We start from the raw sequence: 19,027 nt of genomic DNA, 5'->3' as shown, positions 1-19,027 counted from the left end.
AGCCGTGTCGCTTACTTCGGGCGATGCATCTTGAACAACGCCTCAGGCCCCAGCTGGAAATAATCCGCCGGCCCGCCACCGCGCAAGATCGGCTCGGCGGCGGCGGTGTCGTACACCCCGTCTTTCAACAACCACTTGGCGATATGCACGGCGACCACTTCGCCGAGGATCAGCCAGCTTGGCACGAGCCCTTTGTCCGCTCGCTGCAGTTGAATAATCTGCGTGACCTTGCATTCGAAGGACACCGGGCTTTCGGCGACGCGTGGAACCTGGATTACCCGTGATGGGGCGGCCGTCAAACCCGCCAGTTCGAACTCATTGACCTCTGGGGCGACCATCGCGCAGCTCTGGTTCATCTGCTCGGCCAGCGGGCGCGTGGCCAGGTTCCAGGCGAACTCGCCGGTCTGTTCGATGTTGTTCAGGCTGTCTTTGCGCCCAACGCTGGAGAACCCGATGATCGGTGGAATGTAGTTGAAGGCGTTGAAAAAACTGTAGGGCGCAAGGTTCAGGCGGCCTTCGGCATCCTGGGACGAAATCCAGCCAATGGGGCGCGGGCCAACGATGGCGTTGAATGGGTCGTGGGGTAGGCCGTGGCCGTTGGCGGGTTCGTAGAAGTGGATGTCATCGGGCATGGTTGAAGAAGGTCCTGCGGTGGGCTTTCAAAGGGATTGGAAGATAGTGCAGGGCCGCGCTGTTTTTGTCAGCACCCTGGGACACTGTGGGAGCAGGCTGCTCGCGAATGCGCAGGTTCAGACACATAGATGTCGACTGACATACTGTCTTCGCGAGCAAGCCCGCTCCCACAATTTGATGAGTGGCGATAACAAAACCACTGGCGGTCTTCCTTTTTCCATAGCCCATGAATAACTAAGCCCGGCCGAAGCCGGGCTGTGAGGGTGTCGTTCTCGGGTTAGCTGATGGCAGCAGTGTTAGTGCGGTCGAAGCCATCTTCGGCAACGGTGGCGCCGTTAGTGCGGTCGAAGCCGTTTTCGGCAACGGTGGCGCCGTTAGTGCGGTCGAAGCCGTTTTCGGCAACGGTGGCGCCGTTAGTGCGGTCGAAGCCGTTTTCGGCAACGGTGGCGCCGTTAGTGCGGTCGAAGCCGTCTTCGGCAACGGTGGCGCCGTTAGTGCGGTCGAAGCCGTCTTCAGCAACGGTGGCGCCGTTAGTACGGTCGTAACCATCAGATGCGACGGTGGCGGCGCTCGTACGGTCATAACCATCGGCGGCGATGGCCGAGCTGGTGCGGTCGAAACCGTCGGCAGCAAAGGTGTTGGCAGCCAGTACGGAAAGGGTCAGGGCGATGATCAGTTTGGTTTTCATGGTCGTGCTCCAGAATGTTTGGCGTTAGCGCCTTGGGTGTGGAGTTGATATTACGCTTGTTAATTTGATTAAAAAGCGCAAAAAAATGCTCAAATAAATCGATAAAATCGATGTGTTAGCCGTTGCAGCAGAGCGGTCAATGAGGCCATTGCCGGCGTATTCGAGTGGCGTTCTGTTGAGGATGAGGGTGAAGGTCAGGCATTAACCAGGGATTAATGTCAGAAAGATCTTTAGCCAGGAACGAAAAAAGGGGCGAACCCTGTCAGGTTCGCCCCTTTTTGTTTGTACGACTTGGAGGTCAGTCGGTCACGATCCGCGAATGCTTGCGGGTGTCTTTCATGGTGATGTACACCAGCAGCGACACAGCGATGCAGGCCGTCACGTACCAGTAGTAACCGGTTTCCATGCCGATGCTCTTGAACCATAGGGCGATGTATTCAGCGGTGCCGCCGAAGATCGACACGGTCAGTGCGTACGGCAGGCCGACGCCCAGGGCGCGGATTTCGGTGGGGAACAGCTCGGCTTTCACCACGGCGTTGATCGAGGTGTAGCCGCTGACGATGATCAGCGCGGCCATGATCAGGAAGAACGCACCCCACCAGGTCTGGATGGTGTGAAGGGTGGTGAGGATCGGCACGGTGAACAGCGTGCCGAGGATGCCGAAGGCGATCAGGATCGGCCGGCGACCGATCTTGTCCGACAGCCCGCCGATCACCGGTTGCAGGCACATGAATAGGAACAGGGTAGCGGCGGAAATGGTGGTGGAGTCGGAGATGCTCATGCCGACGGTGTTCACCAGGTATTTCTGCATGTAGGTGGTGTAGGTGTAGAACGCCAGCGTGCCGCCCATGGTCAAGCCGACCACGGTCATCAGTTCCTTGGGATGGCGCAGCAAGGTGCGCATGGCGCTTTCCTTGGCTTTTTCCTTCTTGGTGAACGACTCGGTTTCTTCCATGCCGCGCCGCAGGTACAGCGCCACGATCGCACACAGCGCGCCGATGGCGAACGGGATGCGCCAGCCCCAGGCATACAGCTGTTCGGTGGTGAGGAACTGTTGCAGCACGATCAGCACGCCGAGGGCGATGAGCTGGCCGGAGATCAGGGTCACGTACTGGAAGCTGGAGAAGAAGCCGCGACGTTCCTTGGTCGCCATCTCGCTCAGGTAGGTCGCCGAGGTGCCGTACTCGCCACCCACCGACAGGCCTTGGAGCAGGCGGGCAAACACCAGCAGGATCGGCGCACCGACGCCGATGGTTTCGTAGCTCGGGCTCAAGGCGATGATCAGCGAGCCGAAGCACATCAGGTACACCGAAGCCATCAACGCACGTTTGCGACCGGCGCGGTCGGCGTACAGGCCCATCAACCACCCGCCGATCGGGCGCATCAGGAAGCCCACGGCGAAGATCGCGGCGGTATTGAGCAATTGGGCGGTGGTGTCGCCCTTGGGGAAGAAGACTTTGGCGAAGTACAACGAGAAAGCGGCGTAGACGTACCAGTCATACCACTCGACCATGTTGCCGACCGAGCCGCTGAAGATCGATTTGATCCGGCTGGCGGTGGTTCTTTCACGGGCGGGCACGGCAGCCGACCCAAGGGGCAGGGCGTTGGAGTTATCCATTGAAGGATCCTTCGTTTAATTGTTTTTGTGGAGCGCGTGGGAACGCAGCCTGCCAGGGCTATAGCAGGAGCTGTGCCAGGTGGCAGAAGGCCGGTTTAGAGGGGGTAGTGACGTTGAATGAGCGGAAATCCGCTTGCTTTGGATTCGGCATGAGCGGGAATCCGCTTATGTTGATCGTTCCCACGCTGCGTGGGAATGCATCCCGTGACGCTCTGCGTCACCTCCGGAGCGTCCCTGGCGGCAGCGGGAGCGTGGGAGCGATCAACACCCTACAAAAACATCTCCCGACTCAACCCATGGCGTTGCATCTTTTCATTGAAGGTGCGGCGCGGCAGTTGCAGTTCTTCGAGCACGGCTTTCACATCGCCTTTGTGCCGCGTCAGGGCGGCGCGCAGGCATTGGGCTTCGAAGGCTTCCTGCTGGGCCGCGAGAGACTGGCCCGGCTCCGTCTCCAGGGCCTGTGGTTGATCGAGCCCCAACACCTGGCGTTCGGCGACATTGGCCAGCTCTCGCACGTTGCCCGGCCAGTCGTGGCTGAGCAGGTGGCTCAATTGCGGGCCGCTCAGGGGCGCGGCGGCGCGACCCAGGCGTTCGGCGGCGCTGTGGGTGAAATGCTCGAACAGTAGGGGAATGTCCTCGCGCCGTTCTCGCAGCGGCGGCAGGCGCAGCTCGGCGATGTTCAAGCGATAGGCCAGGTCTTCGCGAAAACGCCCGGCCCGGGCTTCGTCCAGCAGGTCGGGCTTGGTGGCGGCGATGATGCGCAGGTCCACCTGGATGCTCTGGTTGGAACCCAGGCGTTCGAGCTTCTGCTCCTGCAACACCCGCAGTAACTTGACCTGTTGGGCCAGGGGCATGCTCTCGATTTCATCGAGGAACAGCGTGCCGCCGTTGGCGTATTCGAGCTTGCCGATGCGCTTGCCCTGGGCGCCGGTGAAGGCGCCGCTTTCGTGACCGAACAGCTCCGCTTCGAACAGCGCTTCGGGAATGGCTGCGCAGTTCAACGCGACGAAGGGCATGCTCGCCCTCGTGCCGAAGTCGTGCAGGCAACGGGCGACCAGTTCCTTGCCGCTACCGGTTTCGCCGCGGATCAACACGTTGACCGGCAGTGCGGCCAGGTCCAGCACCTGGCGCCGCAGGTTTTGCAACGCACGGGAAACGCCCAGCAGCGTGCCATCGAGGCGGGCCCGGGCGTCGGCTTGTTCATGCAGGCGACGGTTTTCCAGGACCAGGGTGCGCTTGTCCAGGGCCCGGCGCAGGCTGCCGAGCAGGGCTTCGGGGCTGAAGGGTTTTTCCAGGAAGTCGTAGGCGCCGTCGCGCATGGCCTCCACAGCCATGGGCACGTCGCCGTGGCCGGTCAACAGAATCACCGGCAGGTCCGGATCGCGGCGACGCACTTCGGCCAACAGTTCCAGGCCGCTGAGGCCGGGCATGCGCACGTCGCTGAGGATCACCCCGGGGAAATGCTCCGGCAACCGGGCCAGGCATTCGTCGGCGCGGCTGAACAACTGCACCTGGAACCCCGACAGGCTCAACCATTGCTCGACGGCACTGCGGATGCTGCCTTCGTCATCCACGACCATGACTGAATCAAGCATGCAGTTGGGCCTCCTGATCGATGGGCAAGGTCACGCAGAATACCGCGCCGTTCTCATGGTTGTCCGCCGTCAGTCGTCCACCGGATTCATGGATGATCGCAAACGAAACCGCCAGCCCCAGGCCCAAGCCGTCGCCTACCGCCTTGGTGGTGAAAAACGGATCGAACACCTGGGCCAGGTGTTCCTCGGCGATCCCGCTGCCGCTGTCGCTGACGGTCAGGCGCCACAATTGCTCATCGGCCTCCAGGCGCACTTCCAGGCGCTTGATGGGTTGCTCGGCCATGGCGTCGAGGGCATTGCGCAGCAGGTTGATCAACACTTGTTCGAGGCGGATCGCATCGCCGCGCACCCAGGCCGGTCGAGTCAGGTGCAACACGGTGCTGATCTGTTCGTCGCGCAGGCGCGTGTCCAGCAATTGCAGCGCCTGGTCGACCACCGCCGCCAGGTCCAGGCGTTCGCGCAGGCCGCTGGGGCTTTTGCGGGCAAATGTTTTCAAGTGGCCGGTGAGGGCGGCCATGCGCGTCAGCATGTCGTCCACCGGCTTGAGGGCCTTGTAGGCGTCATCGACCCGACCGTGATCGAGCAATAAGCGCAGGGTCGCCAATTGCATGCGCTGGGCGGTCAAGGGCTGGTTGATTTCATGGGCCAGGGCCGCCGACATCTGCCCCAGTGCCGCCAGCTTGGCCGATTGCACCAACCCGTCCTGGGCCGTGCGCAGATCCCGGGTACGTTCTTCGACCAACCGTTCGAGCTCTTCGCGGCTGCGCTGGCGCAACCTTGCCAGGCGCCAGCGCTGGTTGAGAAACAGCAGCAGGAACACCAGCGCCAGCCACGAACCGGCGGCCGCGAGCCCGGCATTACGGCGGTCTTCGAAGGCGATCTGCGGACGGCGCAGCAAGTGCAGCGTCCAGCCTTCGGCGGTCAGCGGCAAGGATTCCCACAGGTAGTCCGCCGAGCCATCGGGCGTCTCGACCCGGGCCAGATGGCTATTGTCGTCAAAGCGCCGCAACGTTTCGTAAGCCAGTGGTTGCAACGGTTGTTTGTCGTATTGACGGGTGGCCTTGAGCTCGGCGCGGTCGCTGTCGCTCAGCGGCTGCAAGTGGCGATAACGCCAGCCTGGGCGGTTGGCGATGAAGATGATGCTCCGGGCATCGCTGACCAGCAGAGTGTCGCTGCCCTGGCGCCATTCGCGTTCCAGCTCCGGAAACTCCAGCTTTACCACCATCGCGCCGAGGAACTCGCCGTTGTCGTCGGTCACGGCGCTGGAGAGGAAGTATCCCGGGATGCCGCTGGTCACGCCCACCGCATAAAAACGTCCGGTGCCCTGGGTGCGGGTCTGGAGGAAATACGGACGAAAGCCATAGTTGTGCCCGACATAGCTGCTGGGCAGGCGCCAGTTGCTGGCCGCGACGGCCAAGCCTGTGTGGTCGAGCAATTCCAGGGTGGATGACTGGGCGGCGCCATTGATCCGTTCCAGCTTGCGGTTCAACACATCCTGCTGCGCCGCGCCGACCGGTCCCTTGAGGGCCGAACGTAACTCCGGGTCCAGCGCCAGCACGGCAGGCAGGGCGCGATAGCGCTCGATCAGGGTGTGCAACGAATTGGCGTACAGCGCCAACTGCTGGTTGGCACGGCTGGCGTCTTCTTCCAGGGCCACGCGTTCGGCGTGGCGCACGGCGAGGGTGGCGGCAACGGCTGCGCCGGTGAGGATCAGCAAGGTGTACAACGACAGACGCAAGGTACGGGTAGTTGGCAGCATGCTGGTGTGAACAGTTGCAAGTCGGGCGGGCACGATAGCATGGCGGTTGCGAAGACGGCTGCACATCCATATTCAAGGTGTCATTCATTGTGGCGAGGGCGCTTGCTCCCGCTGGGCTGCGTAGCAGACCCTTTTGTGAGCGCTACGCGCTCAAGCGGGAGCAAGCTCCCTCGCCACGGTTTGCACAAAAAAAAAGGCCGGTGGGCTTGTCGCCCACCGGCCTTTTTTACAGCAGCAAAGTGCCTGTTACTGCACTTCCACCGCCAGGCTGTCACTGATCTTCTTTTGCCAGATGGCAGGACCGGTGATGTGCACCGACTCGCCTTTGCTGTCGACCGCAACGGTCACCGGCATGTCCTTGACCTCGAACTCGTAGATCGCTTCCATCCCCAGCTCGGCGAACGCCAGGACCTTGGATTTCTTGATCGCCTGGGCCACCAGGTAAGCGGCACCGCCGACGGCCATCAGGTAGACGGCCTTGTTGTCCTTGATCGCTTCGATGGCGGTCGGGCCGCGCTCGGATTTGCCGATCATGCCCAACAAGCCTGTCTGCTCGAGGATCTGGCGGGTGAACTTGTCCATCCGCGTGGCCGTGGTCGGGCCGGCCGGGCCGACGACTTCGTCGCCTACCGGGTCGACCGGGCCGACGTAGTAGATGAAGCGGCCCTTGAGGTCCACCGGCAAGGTTTCACCCTTGTTCAGCATTTCCACCATGCGCTTGTGCGCCGCGTCGCGGCCGGTGAGCATCTTGCCGTTGAGCAGCACGGTTTCGCCCGGTTTCCAGCTCTGGACTTCTTCCGGGGTCAGGGTGTCGAGGTTCACGCGGCGAGCCGACGGGCCGGCTTCCCAGACGATTTCCGGGTAGGCGTCCAGCGGTGGCGCTTCCAGCGACGCCGGGCCGCTGCCGTCGAGCACGAAGTGGGCGTGACGGGTGGCGGCGCAGTTGGGGATCATGCACACCGGCAGCGAAGCGGCGTGGGTCGGGTAGTCCATGATCTTCACGTCGAGCACGGTGGTCAGGCCACCCAGGCCCTGGGCGCCGATGCCCAGTTGGTTGACCTTCTCGAACAGCTCCAGGCGCATCTCTTCGATACGGTTCTGCGGGCCGCGCGCCTTGAGCTCGTGGATGTCGATGGATTCCATCAACACTTCCTTGGCCATCACCGCAGCTTTCTCGGCGGTGCCGCCGATGCCGATACCGAGCATGCCCGGTGGGCACCAGCCGGCACCCATGGTCGGCACGGTTTTCAGTACCCAGTCGACGATGGAGTCGGACGGGTTGAGCATGGCCATCTTCGACTTGTTCTCGGAGCCGCCGCCCTTGGCCGCCACGTCCACTTCCACGGTATTGCCGGGGACGATGGAGTAGTGGATGACTGCCGGGGTGTTGTCCTTGGTGTTTTTGCGGGCGCCTGCCGGGTCGGCGAGGATGGACGCACGCAGGACGTTTTCCGGCAGGTTGTAGGCGCGACGCACGCCCTCGTTGATCATGTCGTCCAGGCTCATGGTCGCGCCGTCCCAACGCACGTCCATGCCCACGCGCACGAACACGGTCACGATGCCGGTGTCCTGGCAGATCGGCCGGTGGCCGGTGGCGCACATGCGCGAGTTGATCAGGATCTGCGCCATGGAGTCACGGGCCGCCGGCGATTCTTCGCGCAGGTAGGCCTCGTGCATCGCCTGGATGAAATCCACGGGGTGGTAGTAGGAAATGAACTGCAAAGCGTCGGCAACGCTCTGTATCAGGTCATCTTGCTTGATCACGGTCATGAGTCGCGCTCCTCTCTAAAGACGGGAACATTCAATAAGGTGCCGGCCGCTTGGGTGCATCGGTCGACGGGCGGCACCTCTATAAGGCACGCCGGGCATGCTGGCGCGACGCTAAAAAGGCGCGGCAGTATATCGCAGGCCGGCACCCTGTGGGAGCGAGCTGCCTTTGTGGCGAGGGGATTTAATCTGTGGCGAGGGGATTTATCCCCGTTGGGCTGCGCAGCAGCCCCAAAAAGCTGAACGAGATCAGCCTGACACACCGAGTTGTCTGGTTAAGGGGCTGCTGCGCAGCCCAGCGGGGATAAATCCCCTCGCCACAGATGGTCTCCTTGTCACAGGGGAACCTTGTCTCTGGTCCAAACTGGGTTCCGCCCGCAGCAAACAAATGCGTCAATCTGGGCCATTGCTTTGACGCCATTTTTCTGCTCCAGAATTGAATGGTCATTTGTCCTACACGCCACTAAAGTGGCGTCTGGCCTGTAGCGTAGGACGCCTCCTGTCAGTTTCCTTTCCCATGGTGAGTCAACGATTGACCCATAACGCCATTCAACGTCTTTTGCTGAAACGCTTCGCTTTGGCGGCAGCGACGTACGCGCTGGCACTGGTTTTATTGTGGCTGGCATTTTTCAGTGGTCATTACCTCGATTCGTTGCGCGGTGTCATCATCGGCAGCGTGTTGGTCGTGCTGTGCCAGGCTGGGCTGTTCGCGCTGTTTATCACGGATCGTAACCTGCGCTTCGCCGACCCCAGCCTTACCGAAGCGCAGGTGTTGATCGGCCTGGGCTGGCAGACCTGGATGATGGCGCACCTGGACCAGGCCCGGGGCGTGTTCCTGGTGTTTTATGTATTGATCCTGCTGTTCGGGCTGTTTCATCTGTCGCGCCGGGCCTTCGTGCGCTGCGCGACGCTGGTGTTCATCAGCTTCGCCGCTATTACCCTTTGGGACGGTTACTTCTTCAGGCTTCCCGATCCCACCTTGGCCGGGTTGCAGGTGGCCGTGCTGTTTCTGGTGCTGGTGTGGCTGGTGTTTTACGCCCGCTACGTCCAGATATCACGTCAGCGCATGCGCCAGCGGCGGTTTGCCCTGCAGGCGCACCAGGACACCTTGCGCGGGATGATGCGCCAGCTCGAAGACCTGGTGGCCACCGACGAGCTGACCGGGCTGTTCAATCGCCGCCACTTCCTGCGCCTCGCTTCGCGCGAACTCAACACCCTCAGGCCCGGCATCGCCCATGGCCTGGCCCTGATCGACCTCGACCATTTCAAGCGCATCAACGACCTGCACGGCCACGCCGCCGGCGATCAGGTGCTGCAGGCATTTGCCGCGGTCGCCACAGCGTGCCTGCGCGAGGGCGATGTATTGGCCCGTTATGGTGGCGAGGAGTTCGTCATGCTGCTGCCCGCCTGCGACCCCCAGCGCCTGACGGCCTGCTGTGAAAGGCTGCGGCTGGCATTCACAGAAGTCGAGCTGATCGGTCTGCAGGTCGGCGCCCTCAGCTTGTCGGCGGGCATGACGATGCTGGGAATGGGCGATGACCTGGACAACGCGTTGCAGCGTGCCGACCAGGCCCTGTACCGTGCCAAGCGAGACGGTCGCAATCGGTGCGCTGCTGCCTGGGAGAACGTCGATGCCTGAACTGACAGTCGCCGGTCGGCAATGGACGGTGGCGGCGGGCAGTAACCTGCTGGACGCCTTGAACGGTGCAGGCGTCGCGGTGCCCTACAGTTGCCGCGCCGGCAGTTGCCACGCCTGCCTGGTGCAGTGTGTGGGCGGTGATGTGCGCGACAGCCGCCCCGACGCCCTGAGCCCGACGCAGCGCGACCAGGGCTGGCGGCTGGCCTGCCAATGCCAGGTGGTCGAGGATGTGCAGATCCATACCTTCGACCCGCAACGTGACGGCCAGGCCGCTCAGGTGGCGGCGGTGGATTGGCTTGGTGGCGATGTGCTGCGCCTGCGCATCACCCCCAAGCGGTCGCTGCGTTATCAGGCCGGGCAGCATCTGGTGCTGTGGGCCGGCGACGTGGCCCGGCCGTATTCCCTGGCGAGCCTGCCCGAGGAAGACCGTTTCCTGGAATTCCACCTCGATTGCCGCGAGCCCGGTCAATTCATTGATGCGGCCCGGCGGATGAAGGCCGGTGATCCGATCCGCCTGGGCGAGTTGCGCGGCGGTGCCCTGCATTACGACCCCGACTGGCACGCCAGGCCGCTGTGGCTGCTCGCCGCCGGCACTGGCCTGGCGCCGCTGTTCGGCTTGCTGCGCGAAGCCTTGCGTCAGGATCACCAAGGCGCGATTCGCCTTATTCACGTGGCCCATGATGCGGCCGGGCATTACCTGGCCAAACCCCTGGCGGCGCTGGCGGCCAAGCACCAAAACCTCACCGTGGAACTGTTGACCGCGGCCGAGGCGCCGTCCGCCTTGGCGCAACTGCGGCTTGTTTCACGGCAAACCCAGGCCTTACTCTGCGGCCATCCCGACCGGGTCGAGGCCTTTGCCAAACGCTTGTACCTGGCCGGCTTGCCGCGCAACCAACTGCTGGCCGACGTCTTCCTGCCCCGTGGTTGAGCGCTGATTTCCAGACGCGAGACCGACCATGACCCCAACCCTGTTGCTCGACCGAGAGTGTGGCCTGCTGACGGTGCGCTTGAACCGTGCGGAAAAGAAAAACGCCCTGACCCGGGCCATGTACAGTCAGTTGGCCCAAGCCCTGGCGATGGCGGACAGCGACCCGCAGATTCGCGCAGTGCTGCTCACCGGCTCCAGCGACTGCTTCACCGCCGGCAACGACATCGTCGACTTCCTCGAACAACCACCGAACGACCTCGATAACCCGGTGTTCCAGTTCATGCTCAGCCTGCTCGATTGCCGCAAACCGGTGATCGCCGCCGTGGCCGGGCCGGCGGTGGGCATCGGCACCACGTTGCTGTTGCATTGCGACCTGGTCTACGTCAGCCGGGACGCGCGGCTGCGCATGCCGTTCGTCAACTTGGGGCTGTGCCCGGAATTCGGCTCCAGCCTGATCCTGCCACGGTTGCTGGGCCAGGCCAGGGCCGCGCAATTGTTGCTGTTGGGCGAGGGCTTCAGTGGCGAACAAGCGGTCGCCTGGGGCATTGCCACCGAGGCAATGGACAGTGGCGAGGCGGCATTGGCCAAGGCGCGGGAGGTGGCGTTGCGCTTCGAATCGCTGCCGGCTGAAGCGGTGAGTATCAGCAAGCAACTGATGAAAGCGCCGGACCGGGAACAGTTGCGCAAGGTGATTGAAGCAGAGGGCAAGCTGTTCACCCAATGCCTGCGCTCGCCCGAGGCGGTAGCAGCGTTGTCGGGGTTTATCAACAGGCAATAAGTTCTGCAGGGGCCAGTTCAGGCACTACATTCCCCAAGGGCAAAAACCAAAAAGCCCCGCCATTCACATGGCAGGGCTTTTGTTTTCCAGCGCTCGGTCACTCAGACCATCGGGTCGCCAACATGCAGGATTTTCATCCCGTTGGTGCCGCCGATGGTGTGGTAGCTGTCGCCTTTGGTCAGGATGACCCAGTCACCGGTCTGCACTACGCCACGCTTGACCAGTTCATCCACCGCCGCCTGGCTGACTTCGCCCGGTTGCAGGGCGGCCGGGTCGAACGGCACGGTGTAGACGCCACGGAACATGGCGGCGCGAGCCTGGGTTTCGCGATGCGGGGAGAACGCGTAGATCGGCACCGAGGAACGGATGCGCGACATGATCAACGGCGTGTAGCCACTTTCGGTCAGGGCGATGATCGCCTTCACGCCCGGGAAATGGTTGGCGGTGTACATCGTCGCCAGGGCGATGCTCTCGTCGCAGCGCTCGAAGGTCTTGCCGATGCGGTGGCTGGAAGTCTTGCTGGTCGGGTGCTTTTCAGCGCCGATGCAGATGCGTGCCATGGCCTGCACCGCTTCGAGCGGGTAGAGGCCCGCGGCGCTTTCGGCCGAGAGCATCACGGCGTCGGTGTAGTCCAGTACGGCGTTGGCTACGTCGGACACTTCGGCGCGGGTCGGCATCGGGTTCTGGATCATCGACTCCATCATCTGGGTCGCGACGATCACCGCTTTGTTGTGGCGGCGTGCGTGCAGGATGATCTTCTTCTGGATACCCACCAGCTCAGCGTCGCCGATTTCCACGCCCAGGTCGCCACGGGCCACCATCACGGCGTCGGAGGCCTTGATCAGGCCGTCGAGGGTTTCGTCGTCGGCGACGGCTTCGGCGCGCTCGATCTTGGCCACCAGCCAGGCAGTACCGCCGGCTTCGTCGCGCAGTTGACGGGCGTATTCCATGTCGGCGGCGTCACGTGGGAAGGACACGGCCAGGTAATCGACTTCCATCTCTGCGGCCAGCTTGATGTCGGCCTTGTCTTTTTCGGTCAGGGCCGGTGCGGTCAGGCCACCACCGCGACGGTTGATGCCTTTGTGGTCCGACAGCGGGCCGCCGATGGTCACGACGCAGTTCAGTTCGGTGGCAGTGGCGGTCTCGACGCGCATCACCACGCGACCGTCGTCGAGCAGCAACTCGTCGCCCACGCCGCAGTCCTTGACCAGGTCCGGGTAGTCGATACCCACCACCTGTTGGTTGCCTTCGGTCAGCGGATGGCTGGTGGAGAAGGTGAAGGTGTCACCAATCTTCAGCTCGATGCGCTTGTTGGCGAATTTGGCGATACGGATCTTCGGGCCTTGCAGGTCGCCCAGCAGGGCAACGAAACGGCCGTGCTTGGCGGCGAGGTCGCGCACCAGCTTGGCACGTGCCTTGTGTTCTTCGGGGGTACCGTGGGAAAAGTTCAGGCGGGCGACGTCCAGGCCAGCCAGAATCAGCTGTTCGAGAACTTCCGGCGAATTACTGGCCGGGCCAAGGGTAGCGACGATTTTGGTGCGACGGACGGACATGCAAGACTCCTCAAGTTCAAGCGCCAGCGAAGGCTACTATGCTCTTTGGGTGTAGTCATTGTTCATATGCACTACTTTTTCGTTTGTTTTTCGAAATGAACATTCCTGAAAATTTTCACACCTCTTTGGGCTACACACCTCCCTGTGGCGAGGGGATTTATCCCCGCTGGGCTGCGAAGCAGCCCCAAAAAGCTCGAACGAGATCAGCCTGACACACCGAGTGGTTTGGTTATGGGGCTGCTGCGCAGCCCAACGGGGATAAATCCCCTCGCCACAGATAAATTCTTTGCCACAGATCAAATTCCTCGCCACAAGAGCAAGCCCGGCACCATTTTCAGGCTGAAGATTTTCCCAGCCAGGTCGATACAGAGCTCAAGACAGGAGAACCTCCCATGCGATTCGTGCTTTTTGTTGCCCTGGCCCTGAGCGTCACGGGCTGCACCCGTTGGTCGATGAACCATCACATGAACCTGGCCTACAAGGCCTATGACCGCGGCAATTGCGAGCAGGTCATGCTCGAACTGTCCCAGGTCGACCGCGCCAGCCGTGCCCGCCGCTACATGCAGCCGGAAGTCTCGATGCTGCGCGGCCAGTGCCTGGAGCGGCAGAAGCTGTTTGTCGATGCGGCGCAGACCTACCAGTTCATCATCACGCAATACCCTAACAGTGAATACGCCTTCCGCGCCCGCGCCCGGCTCGAGACCTTGCAGAGCCTGGGCCATTACCCGACCCGCAGCGCGTCGGCGATCCGCCCGACGGCGTCCTGACAGGCTCATCAAGCCATGGGCCGGGGGCGATCCCTGGCCACAAGCCCCCCGGGTATTTTTGTTTATGAAAGGTGTGCGCACGGACTGGCTGCCACACGACCATGAGCTATATTTGTACAAAACGTCATTAGAGCTAAATCTCTAACTTCAAGCGGCACCTGTGACCGGCAGCACTAGGCTTGAACGCTTGCGAGCGTCTGGCACCGGGATCGGGGAGAGCGAGCTGGCGTGTGCTCGTTCCGAAGTATTAGGTTGCCCCGATTCGGGGTCGTTCAAAAAGCGATACAGGACATGTACAAAAAACGGCGCATCGAACGGCAGCAGTTGCCGTATTTCCTGAGAGTGTTTAATGGCGTCAACGGCAAGCCCATCGGTTTTTTGGGCAACGTTTCTGCAGATGGCCTGATGCTCATCAGCCATTTACCGTTGATGGTCGGCGCGGACTTTGACTTGCACCTGAAAATCCCTTCCGACGAGGGACCGCAGCAGAACATTGTGCTCAGGGCCAATTGCCTGTGGTGCCGCGAAGACGTGACGCCGCAGCATTTCGACGCCGGTTTCAGCCTGCAATGGGCGCCGCCGGAGTACGGGCAACTGATCAGCGCATTGCAGCAATATTTCAGTTTTTATCCGTTGCCGGAATCGGCCTGAGCCCCGGTCACTTTTGTTGGCGCAACACTTTGTGGGAGCGAGCAAGCTCGCTCCCACAGGTTTCTCATACACCTCTTCTAGCGCTGAACCTTCGCTTCGTTATCCAGCATCTTCTCCAGCAACAACACCCCCATCTCGCCCATCTGGTGAATCGCCAGGGCCAGGTTGCGCGGGGCGCCTTCCAGGTCTTCCGATAAATCCAGGATCAGCGTGCTCACCGAGCAGAAGGTTTCGTAGGTGTGCGCGAGCATGCCTTCGGGGTCGGCGTCGGGGGCGACGATGAAGTAGTCCGGTTGTTTGCCAGGCTTCTTGTCGGGTTGGCCGTGGTTGGGCTTGAGGTAATAGTCGAGGGCTCTTTGGGCGGCTTCGTCGAGCTTTTCGGGGTCGAGGGTTTCGTGGGGGGGGGGAGCGGGTCGGTATGGGGTGGATTGGGGGTTGGTTTGATCATATTCACTTCTCTTTGGTGGCGCTGCCATCCGGCTCGCGACTAAACGAGGGGTGGCGGCTGGACGCAGGTTAGTCGACCGGTGAGAAGTGAAACCGGCGCGCCCGAGGGCGCCCTGCGCACAGCCACCATCAAGTGCGGGGATAGGGGAACCCGACTGGATGACGCTTGTGCACCTCACTTCAACACCGGGCGACTAAACCCGATCGCTGGATATCAGCGACGCGAATCAAGTTACGGGGCAAGGCCAAGGCACACAAGCCGGCGGATTCTGGCGGATCTGTAGTCCGTTGCGCAAGGCGCTGTAGTCAGCTGGAGCTTTGCTGGCTCGCTGTAGGACCTATGCGGTCCCCGCCTTTTTCCATGCAAGATATTGCGTCACCAATTGCGCCCCCAACTCACTGGGGCGCGCATCCAGGGTCGGGATGCCATGGGCGCTCAGTTGCTGATGCAGTTCGGCCCGGGCATTCAAGTAGTCCACCGTCCCGCAGTAGGCCAAGGCTTCAGGCAAGGTTTGCACCGGCGCCTGGCGCAAGCGGTCGAGGGCTTCTTCCCGCAGGCTGGCCACCAGCACCCGATGCTGTTGGCCCAACCGTTTCACGGCGGCGAGCAGATCCGCGTCGTCTTCATCCCGCAAGTTGGTCACCACCACCACCAGGGCCCGGCGTTTTTGCCGGGCCAGCAACTGGGTGACGGCTGCCTGGTAGTCGGCGGGGCGTTGGCTGCTATCGAGGTCGTACACGGTGTTGAGCAAGACGTTGAGCTGGCCCGGGCCTTTGACCGGGGCGAGGTAGCGGGGCTGATCACTGGCGAACGTGTTCAGGCCCACGGCATCGCCCTGGCGCAGCGCGGTGTAGCTGAGCAGCAGGCAGGCGTTGAGGGCGTGGTCGAAGTGCGACAGCTCGCCGTCCTGGCTGCGCATGCGCCGGCCGCAGTCGAGCATGAAGATGATCTGTTGGTCGCGCTCGTCTTCGTATTCCCGGGCAATCGGCGTGCGATGGCGGGCCGTAGCCTTCCAGTCGATCTGGCGCAGGCTGTCGCCCTCGCGAAATTCGCGCAGTTGATGGAATTCCTGGCCCTGGCCGCGCCGTTGCCGCTGACGGATGCCGAGTTGGCTGAGCCAGTTGTCCACCGCCAGCAGTTGACCGTCGTAGAGCCTGGCGAAATCCGGGTAGACCCGAGTCTCATCGAGCGCATCCAGCAGACGCTTGTCGGTCCACAGGCCCAACGGGCTCGGCAGGTTGATTTCGCAATGTTCGAAGGCGAAGTGCCCGCGCTCGAGCGGGCGCAGGCGGTAGCCAACCTGGCTGTGTTGGCCGGGTTGCAGCTCGACGGACAGGGGCAGGTTTTCGAAGTCCAGGCCGTCGGGGACGTGATCGAAGACCTGCGCCTCCAGCGGTTGGGCAAAGTCATGGCTGATGTCCAAGTGGATTTCACCCCAGCGACCCAGGGCCAGGCTGCCGGGCATCTGCCGTTGTACCCGCGGCGAGGGCAGGCGCCGGACGCGCACCGCGTCGAGCAGCGCCAGGGCCAGCAAGGCCAGCAGCAAACCCCAGTTGATCGACAGCAGTGTCGCTGGCAGCGCCACGCCCAGTGCCCGCAGCGCGCCCAGCGCGATGTCGAGGGCCAGCAGAAGCGTGAGCCAGATCAAGAGCAGGCGCGAGGGTTTCATGGGTGCATTCCCGTTGGAGACATGCAGAGCGCGCTTTTGTGGCGAGGGGATTTATCCCCGCTGGGCTGCGAAGCGGCCCCCTGGTTTTGTCTGACACACTGCAAGGGGCCGCTGCGCGCCCCAGCGGGGATAAATCCCCTCGCCACAATGAGTTTCTCCATCATGAAATGCGTATTCACAAGCGCGGCGCCGGCACTTGATCGAGCAGTTGCCCCAGCACCTGATCCACCGACAGCCCTTCGATGTCCAGCTCCGGCGCCAGCCGCACGCGGTGGCGCAGCACCGCCAGGGCGCAGCCCTTGATGTCGTCCGGCACGACGAACTCGCCGCCACGCAACAACGCCCGGGCCCGGGCACACCGCACCAGGGCAATCGACGCGCGCGGTCCGGCGCCGAGGGTCAGGCCCGGCCAACTGCGGGTGGTACGGGCCAGGCGTACGGCGTAGTCGAGCACCTGGTCGTCCATCGGCAGGTCGCTGGCAATGCGTTGCAGCGCTTGCACGTCCTTGGCCTGCAACACCACGCGCAGCGGTTGCACGTCGAGCATGTCGGCGCGGGTCGAGCGGCTGACCTGGCGCACCATGTCCAGCTCCTGGTCGGCGTCCGGATAGTCCATGCGCACCTTGAGCATGAAGCGGTCGAGCTCGGCTTCGGGCAACGGGTAGGTGCCTTCCTGTTCGATGGGGTTCTGGGTGGCGAGGACCATGAACGGCTGGCTGATGGGCAGGGCGCGGCCTTCGAGGGTGACCTGGCGTTCCTGCATGGCTTCGAGCAGCGCGGCCTGGGTCTTGGCCGGTGCGCGGTTGATCTCGTCGGCCAGCAGCAGGTTGGTGAACACCGGGCCCTTGCGCAGCTTGAACTGCTCGGTCTGCAAGTCGTACACCGCGTGCCCGGTGACGTCGCTGGGCATCAGGTCGGGGGTGAACTGGATGCGCGCGAACTCGCCGTTGAAACAGCGGGCCAAGGCCCGCACCAGCAAGGTCTTGCCCAGCCCGGGAACGCCTTCGAGCAGCACGTGCCCGCCGGCGATCAGCGCGGTGAGCACATCGTCGATCACCGCGCTCTGGCCGACCACCGCTTTGCGCAGCTCGGTGCGGATGGCCTGGGCCAACTGACTGGCGCGCTGGCGCTGTTGGGCGGCGTGGGCCTGGCCGTCGACAGGTTCGTTCTGTTCAGTCGTCAATTCTGGAGTTCTCCTAACGGTTAAATCCTATTTCTATTAGATAAATCATCTAGTTACATGATCTAACCATTTCATGCTTTGCCATGACTGGGCGGTGACATCTGAGCCGCCGACATAACCTAGCCCATTTGGAAGTGCAGGTTTGGAAAGATCAACCCAGCGAAGCGTGCGGGCAAACCCGCCTCCACCGTGCGGGATCTGGGGGTCCTGCTGACCACAATCCCCGCGTCGATCAAGCGGCTCAGTTCCTCCGTGGCAAGCCGATCCTTCAAACCTGTGAACACCTTGAACTCTGCACGCGGCATCGCCCCTTGGGTGAGCAGCGCCAGCACGGCAGCTGCACTGGTATGCCTGATGCCGGCACGGCGAAGCTCAGGATCCGTTGAGAACACATGAACAACCTGCTCGCGCAGCTTGGCTGGGTTTAGCGAGGTCGTCATGTACTCAATCTGGTCGTGGCAGACATCGAGCATGAACTCGATGAAGTTGAAATAGTGACGCTGTGAGAGTTGGCCGCGCCCGTCATAGTCTCCTTCACGAGGACGATCAGCCAAAGCCAGGAAGCGATAGTACTCATCTTGCCTGCGAGCCAGGCCGCGGGACAGTGACCAGAGGAAAGGTTTTAGCCCGAGGTGAACCAGTTGCAGGTGGGTGAGCATCCGAATCACTCGACCATTGCCATCGAGGAAGGGGTGCACAAGCGCCACTCGGTGATGGCCTGCCAGGGCCGCGATCAGTTGGCGTCGCGGATCCTTTATTCGTCCGTAGTGCAACTGCAGATGCTCAAGCATGGGCAATACAACTGCAGCCGCTGGAGCGATATGCGCGCCGACCTGGACCTGTTCATCCTCTTCGACCCGCAGCCTGCCCGGTTCCATCATGCGCCCATCGCTCAGGGTCAGTTCCTGCGTGGAAGCATCTTTGAACAGTCGACGATGGATGGCCGCGATCAACCTGGGATCGAACATGGCAGAGAAATTATCCGCTGGCCGCATGCGAAGCAGCCGCTCCATCACCTCCTGCTGCGTCATGTGTTGTACGGCCAGCTCTTTGAGCTCTTTTCTTTCCCGTTTTGGTGTCGTGCGAGCAATCTGGAGGTCGGCGATCTCGGTTCGATGCCCTTCGATCAGGTTCGAGTAATAGGTATTGGTGATGCGCAACAGGCCCGCCAGTTGCTTCGATGTCTCATCGGCAAGTCGTCCGGCCAGAAATTCTGCCTTGCGGGGCAACTGATCCGCGGACTGAATGATCGAGTCGGGCAGATTTTCTGGCAGTACTGGGTCAAGGTACGTTTTCGAGGTGATCATCGTTTGATTCCGGCGCCCTTAAACGGCTACTTACTCGGTGATTC

16 protein-coding genes are annotated in these 19,027 nt (G+C 62.3%); 5 read left to right on the top strand and 11 right to left on the bottom strand.

What is annotated here, in order from left to right; translation table 11 throughout:
- Positions 1 to 11 precede the first annotated feature (11 nt).
- The 6 genes from BLO97_RS09725 to BLO97_RS09700 form a co-directional block, all read right to left on the bottom strand.
- Complete coding sequence (locus BLO97_RS09725) at positions 12 to 632, bottom strand: flavin reductase family protein (RefSeq protein ID WP_063324578.1); 621 nt, start codon at positions 630 to 632, stop codon at positions 12 to 14.
- 278 nt (positions 633 to 910) lie between these two features.
- Complete coding sequence (locus tag BLO97_RS09720; RefSeq protein ID WP_092345691.1) at positions 911 to 1,321, bottom strand: heme utilization protein; 411 nt, start codon at positions 1,319 to 1,321, stop codon at positions 911 to 913.
- A gap of 298 nt (positions 1,322 to 1,619) precedes the next feature.
- Positions 1,620 to 2,939 carry an MFS transporter gene (locus tag BLO97_RS09715; RefSeq protein WP_063324580.1) on the bottom strand — a complete coding sequence of 440 codons (1,320 nt, stop codon included), beginning with the start codon at positions 2,937 to 2,939 and terminating at the stop codon, positions 1,620 to 1,622.
- 269 nt (positions 2,940 to 3,208) lie between these two features.
- Positions 3,209 to 4,534, bottom strand: a complete 1,326-nt coding sequence (locus tag BLO97_RS09710) for a sigma-54-dependent transcriptional regulator (RefSeq protein WP_092223445.1) — start codon at positions 4,532 to 4,534, stop codon at positions 3,209 to 3,211.
- Positions 4,527 to 6,293 (bottom strand): sensor histidine kinase, encoded by a 1,767-nt coding sequence (locus tag BLO97_RS09705; protein WP_092345689.1) that lies wholly within the window; start codon positions 6,291 to 6,293, stop codon positions 4,527 to 4,529. Before BLO97_RS09705 ends, BLO97_RS09710 begins: the two co-directional genes overlap by 8 nt.
- A 246-nt stretch (positions 6,294 to 6,539) precedes the next feature.
- Complete coding sequence (locus BLO97_RS09700) at positions 6,540 to 8,063, bottom strand: fumarate hydratase (protein ID WP_063324582.1); 1,524 nt, start codon at positions 8,061 to 8,063, stop codon at positions 6,540 to 6,542.
- Positions 8,064 to 8,592: 529 nt separating this feature from the next.
- Between BLO97_RS09700 and BLO97_RS09690 the strand changes: the two genes are divergently transcribed.
- From BLO97_RS09690 to BLO97_RS09680, 3 genes are read left to right on the top strand one after another with little or no spacing between them, the layout of a single operon-like run.
- On the top strand, positions 8,593 to 9,699 hold the full coding sequence (locus tag BLO97_RS09690; RefSeq protein ID WP_063325235.1) for a GGDEF domain-containing protein: 1,107 nt from the start codon (positions 8,593 to 8,595) through the stop codon (positions 9,697 to 9,699).
- Positions 9,692 to 10,627, top strand: a complete 936-nt coding sequence (locus tag BLO97_RS09685; protein ID WP_092345687.1) for an iron-sulfur-binding ferredoxin reductase — start codon at positions 9,692 to 9,694, stop codon at positions 10,625 to 10,627. The genes BLO97_RS09690 and BLO97_RS09685 overlap by 8 nt, the downstream gene beginning before the upstream one ends.
- A 28-nt stretch (positions 10,628 to 10,655) precedes the next feature.
- Complete coding sequence (locus BLO97_RS09680) at positions 10,656 to 11,405, top strand: enoyl-CoA hydratase (protein WP_092345685.1); 750 nt, start codon at positions 10,656 to 10,658, stop codon at positions 11,403 to 11,405.
- Positions 11,406 to 11,506: 101 nt separating this feature from the next.
- Here the strand turns inward: BLO97_RS09680 and pyk are convergent, their stop codons facing one another.
- Positions 11,507 to 12,958, bottom strand: coding sequence for a pyruvate kinase (gene pyk, locus BLO97_RS09675; protein ID WP_063324585.1), 1,452 nt, complete (start codon positions 12,956 to 12,958; stop codon positions 11,507 to 11,509).
- A 392-nt stretch (positions 12,959 to 13,350) separates the two neighbouring features.
- Here pyk and BLO97_RS09670 point away from each other — a divergent pair, with 392 nt between their 5' ends.
- Together BLO97_RS09670 and BLO97_RS09665 are read left to right on the top strand one after the other, a co-directional pair.
- The gene (locus BLO97_RS09670) at positions 13,351 to 13,725 is read left to right on the top strand and encodes a tetratricopeptide repeat protein (protein ID WP_053124682.1); all 375 of its coding nucleotides are present in this window, start codon (positions 13,351 to 13,353) and stop codon (positions 13,723 to 13,725) included.
- 291 nt (positions 13,726 to 14,016) lie between these two features.
- Positions 14,017 to 14,376 (top strand): PilZ domain-containing protein, encoded by a 360-nt coding sequence (locus BLO97_RS09665; protein WP_063324586.1) that lies wholly within the window; start codon positions 14,017 to 14,019, stop codon positions 14,374 to 14,376.
- Positions 14,377 to 14,453: 77 nt separating this feature from the next.
- On the opposite strand, the gene BLO97_RS09660 is transcribed toward BLO97_RS09665, so the two are convergent.
- From BLO97_RS09660 to BLO97_RS09645, 4 genes are all read right to left on the bottom strand, one after another.
- On the bottom strand, positions 14,454 to 14,852 hold the full coding sequence (locus tag BLO97_RS09660) for a DUF6124 family protein (RefSeq protein ID WP_371914893.1): 399 nt from the start codon (positions 14,850 to 14,852) through the stop codon (positions 14,454 to 14,456).
- Positions 14,853 to 15,161: 309 nt separating this feature from the next.
- Positions 15,162 to 16,493 carry a DUF58 domain-containing protein gene (locus BLO97_RS09655; RefSeq protein WP_092345683.1) on the bottom strand — a complete coding sequence of 444 codons (1,332 nt, stop codon included), beginning with the start codon at positions 16,491 to 16,493 and terminating at the stop codon, positions 15,162 to 15,164.
- A 175-nt stretch (positions 16,494 to 16,668) separates the two neighbouring features.
- Positions 16,669 to 17,676 (bottom strand): AAA family ATPase, encoded by a 1,008-nt coding sequence (locus tag BLO97_RS09650; RefSeq protein ID WP_072345504.1) that lies wholly within the window; start codon positions 17,674 to 17,676, stop codon positions 16,669 to 16,671.
- Positions 17,677 to 17,795: 119 nt separating this feature from the next.
- Positions 17,796 to 18,983 (bottom strand): Fic family protein, encoded by a 1,188-nt coding sequence (locus tag BLO97_RS09645; RefSeq protein WP_092145081.1) that lies wholly within the window; start codon positions 18,981 to 18,983, stop codon positions 17,796 to 17,798.
- Positions 18,984 to 19,027: the final 44 nt, after the last annotated feature.

Origin of the sequence: Pseudomonas sp. NFACC05-1, from assembly GCF_900100135.1 — a bacterium.
Classification (GTDB): Bacteria; Pseudomonadota; Gammaproteobacteria; order Pseudomonadales; family Pseudomonadaceae; genus Aquipseudomonas; species Aquipseudomonas fluorescens_Q.
The sequence above is the reverse complement of the archived record's forward strand: the minus strand, read 5'-3'. Positions and strand labels throughout refer to the sequence as shown.

Excerpts from the sequence above, each read along its gene's own strand:
- BLO97_RS09670 (WP_053124682.1), top strand. The coding sequence starts at position 13,351 with ATGCGATTCGTGCTTTTTGTTGCCCTGGCCCTGAGCGTCACGGGCTGC.
- BLO97_RS09680 (WP_092345685.1), top strand. The coding sequence starts at position 10,656 with ATGACCCCAACCCTGTTGCTCGACCGAGAGTGTGGCCTGCTGACGGTG.
- BLO97_RS09725 (WP_063324578.1), bottom strand. The coding sequence starts at position 632 with ATGCCCGATGACATCCACTTCTACGAACCCGCCAACGGCCACGGCCTA.
- BLO97_RS09655 (WP_092345683.1), bottom strand. The coding sequence starts at position 16,493 with ATGAAACCCTCGCGCCTGCTCTTGATCTGGCTCACGCTTCTGCTGGCC.
- BLO97_RS09710 (WP_092223445.1), bottom strand. The coding sequence starts at position 4,534 with ATGCTTGATTCAGTCATGGTCGTGGATGACGAAGGCAGCATCCGCAGT.
- BLO97_RS09700 (WP_063324582.1), bottom strand. The coding sequence starts at position 8,063 with ATGACCGTGATCAAGCAAGATGACCTGATACAGAGCGTTGCCGACGCT.
- BLO97_RS09720 (WP_092345691.1), bottom strand. The coding sequence starts at position 1,321 with ATGAAAACCAAACTGATCATCGCCCTGACCCTTTCCGTACTGGCTGCC.
- BLO97_RS09665 (WP_063324586.1), top strand. The coding sequence starts at position 14,017 with ATGTACAAAAAACGGCGCATCGAACGGCAGCAGTTGCCGTATTTCCTG.
- BLO97_RS09645 (WP_092145081.1), bottom strand. The coding sequence starts at position 18,983 with ATGATCACCTCGAAAACGTACCTTGACCCAGTACTGCCAGAAAATCTG.
- BLO97_RS09715 (WP_063324580.1), bottom strand. The coding sequence starts at position 2,939 with ATGGATAACTCCAACGCCCTGCCCCTTGGGTCGGCTGCCGTGCCCGCC.
- BLO97_RS09660 (WP_371914893.1), bottom strand. The coding sequence starts at position 14,852 with ATGGCAGCGCCACCAAAGAGAAGTGAATATGATCAAACCAACCCCCAA.
- pyk (WP_063324585.1), bottom strand. The coding sequence starts at position 12,958 with ATGTCCGTCCGTCGCACCAAAATCGTCGCTACCCTTGGCCCGGCCAGT.
- BLO97_RS09685 (WP_092345687.1), top strand. The coding sequence starts at position 9,692 with ATGCCTGAACTGACAGTCGCCGGTCGGCAATGGACGGTGGCGGCGGGC.
- BLO97_RS09705 (WP_092345689.1), bottom strand. The coding sequence starts at position 6,293 with ATGCTGCCAACTACCCGTACCTTGCGTCTGTCGTTGTACACCTTGCTG.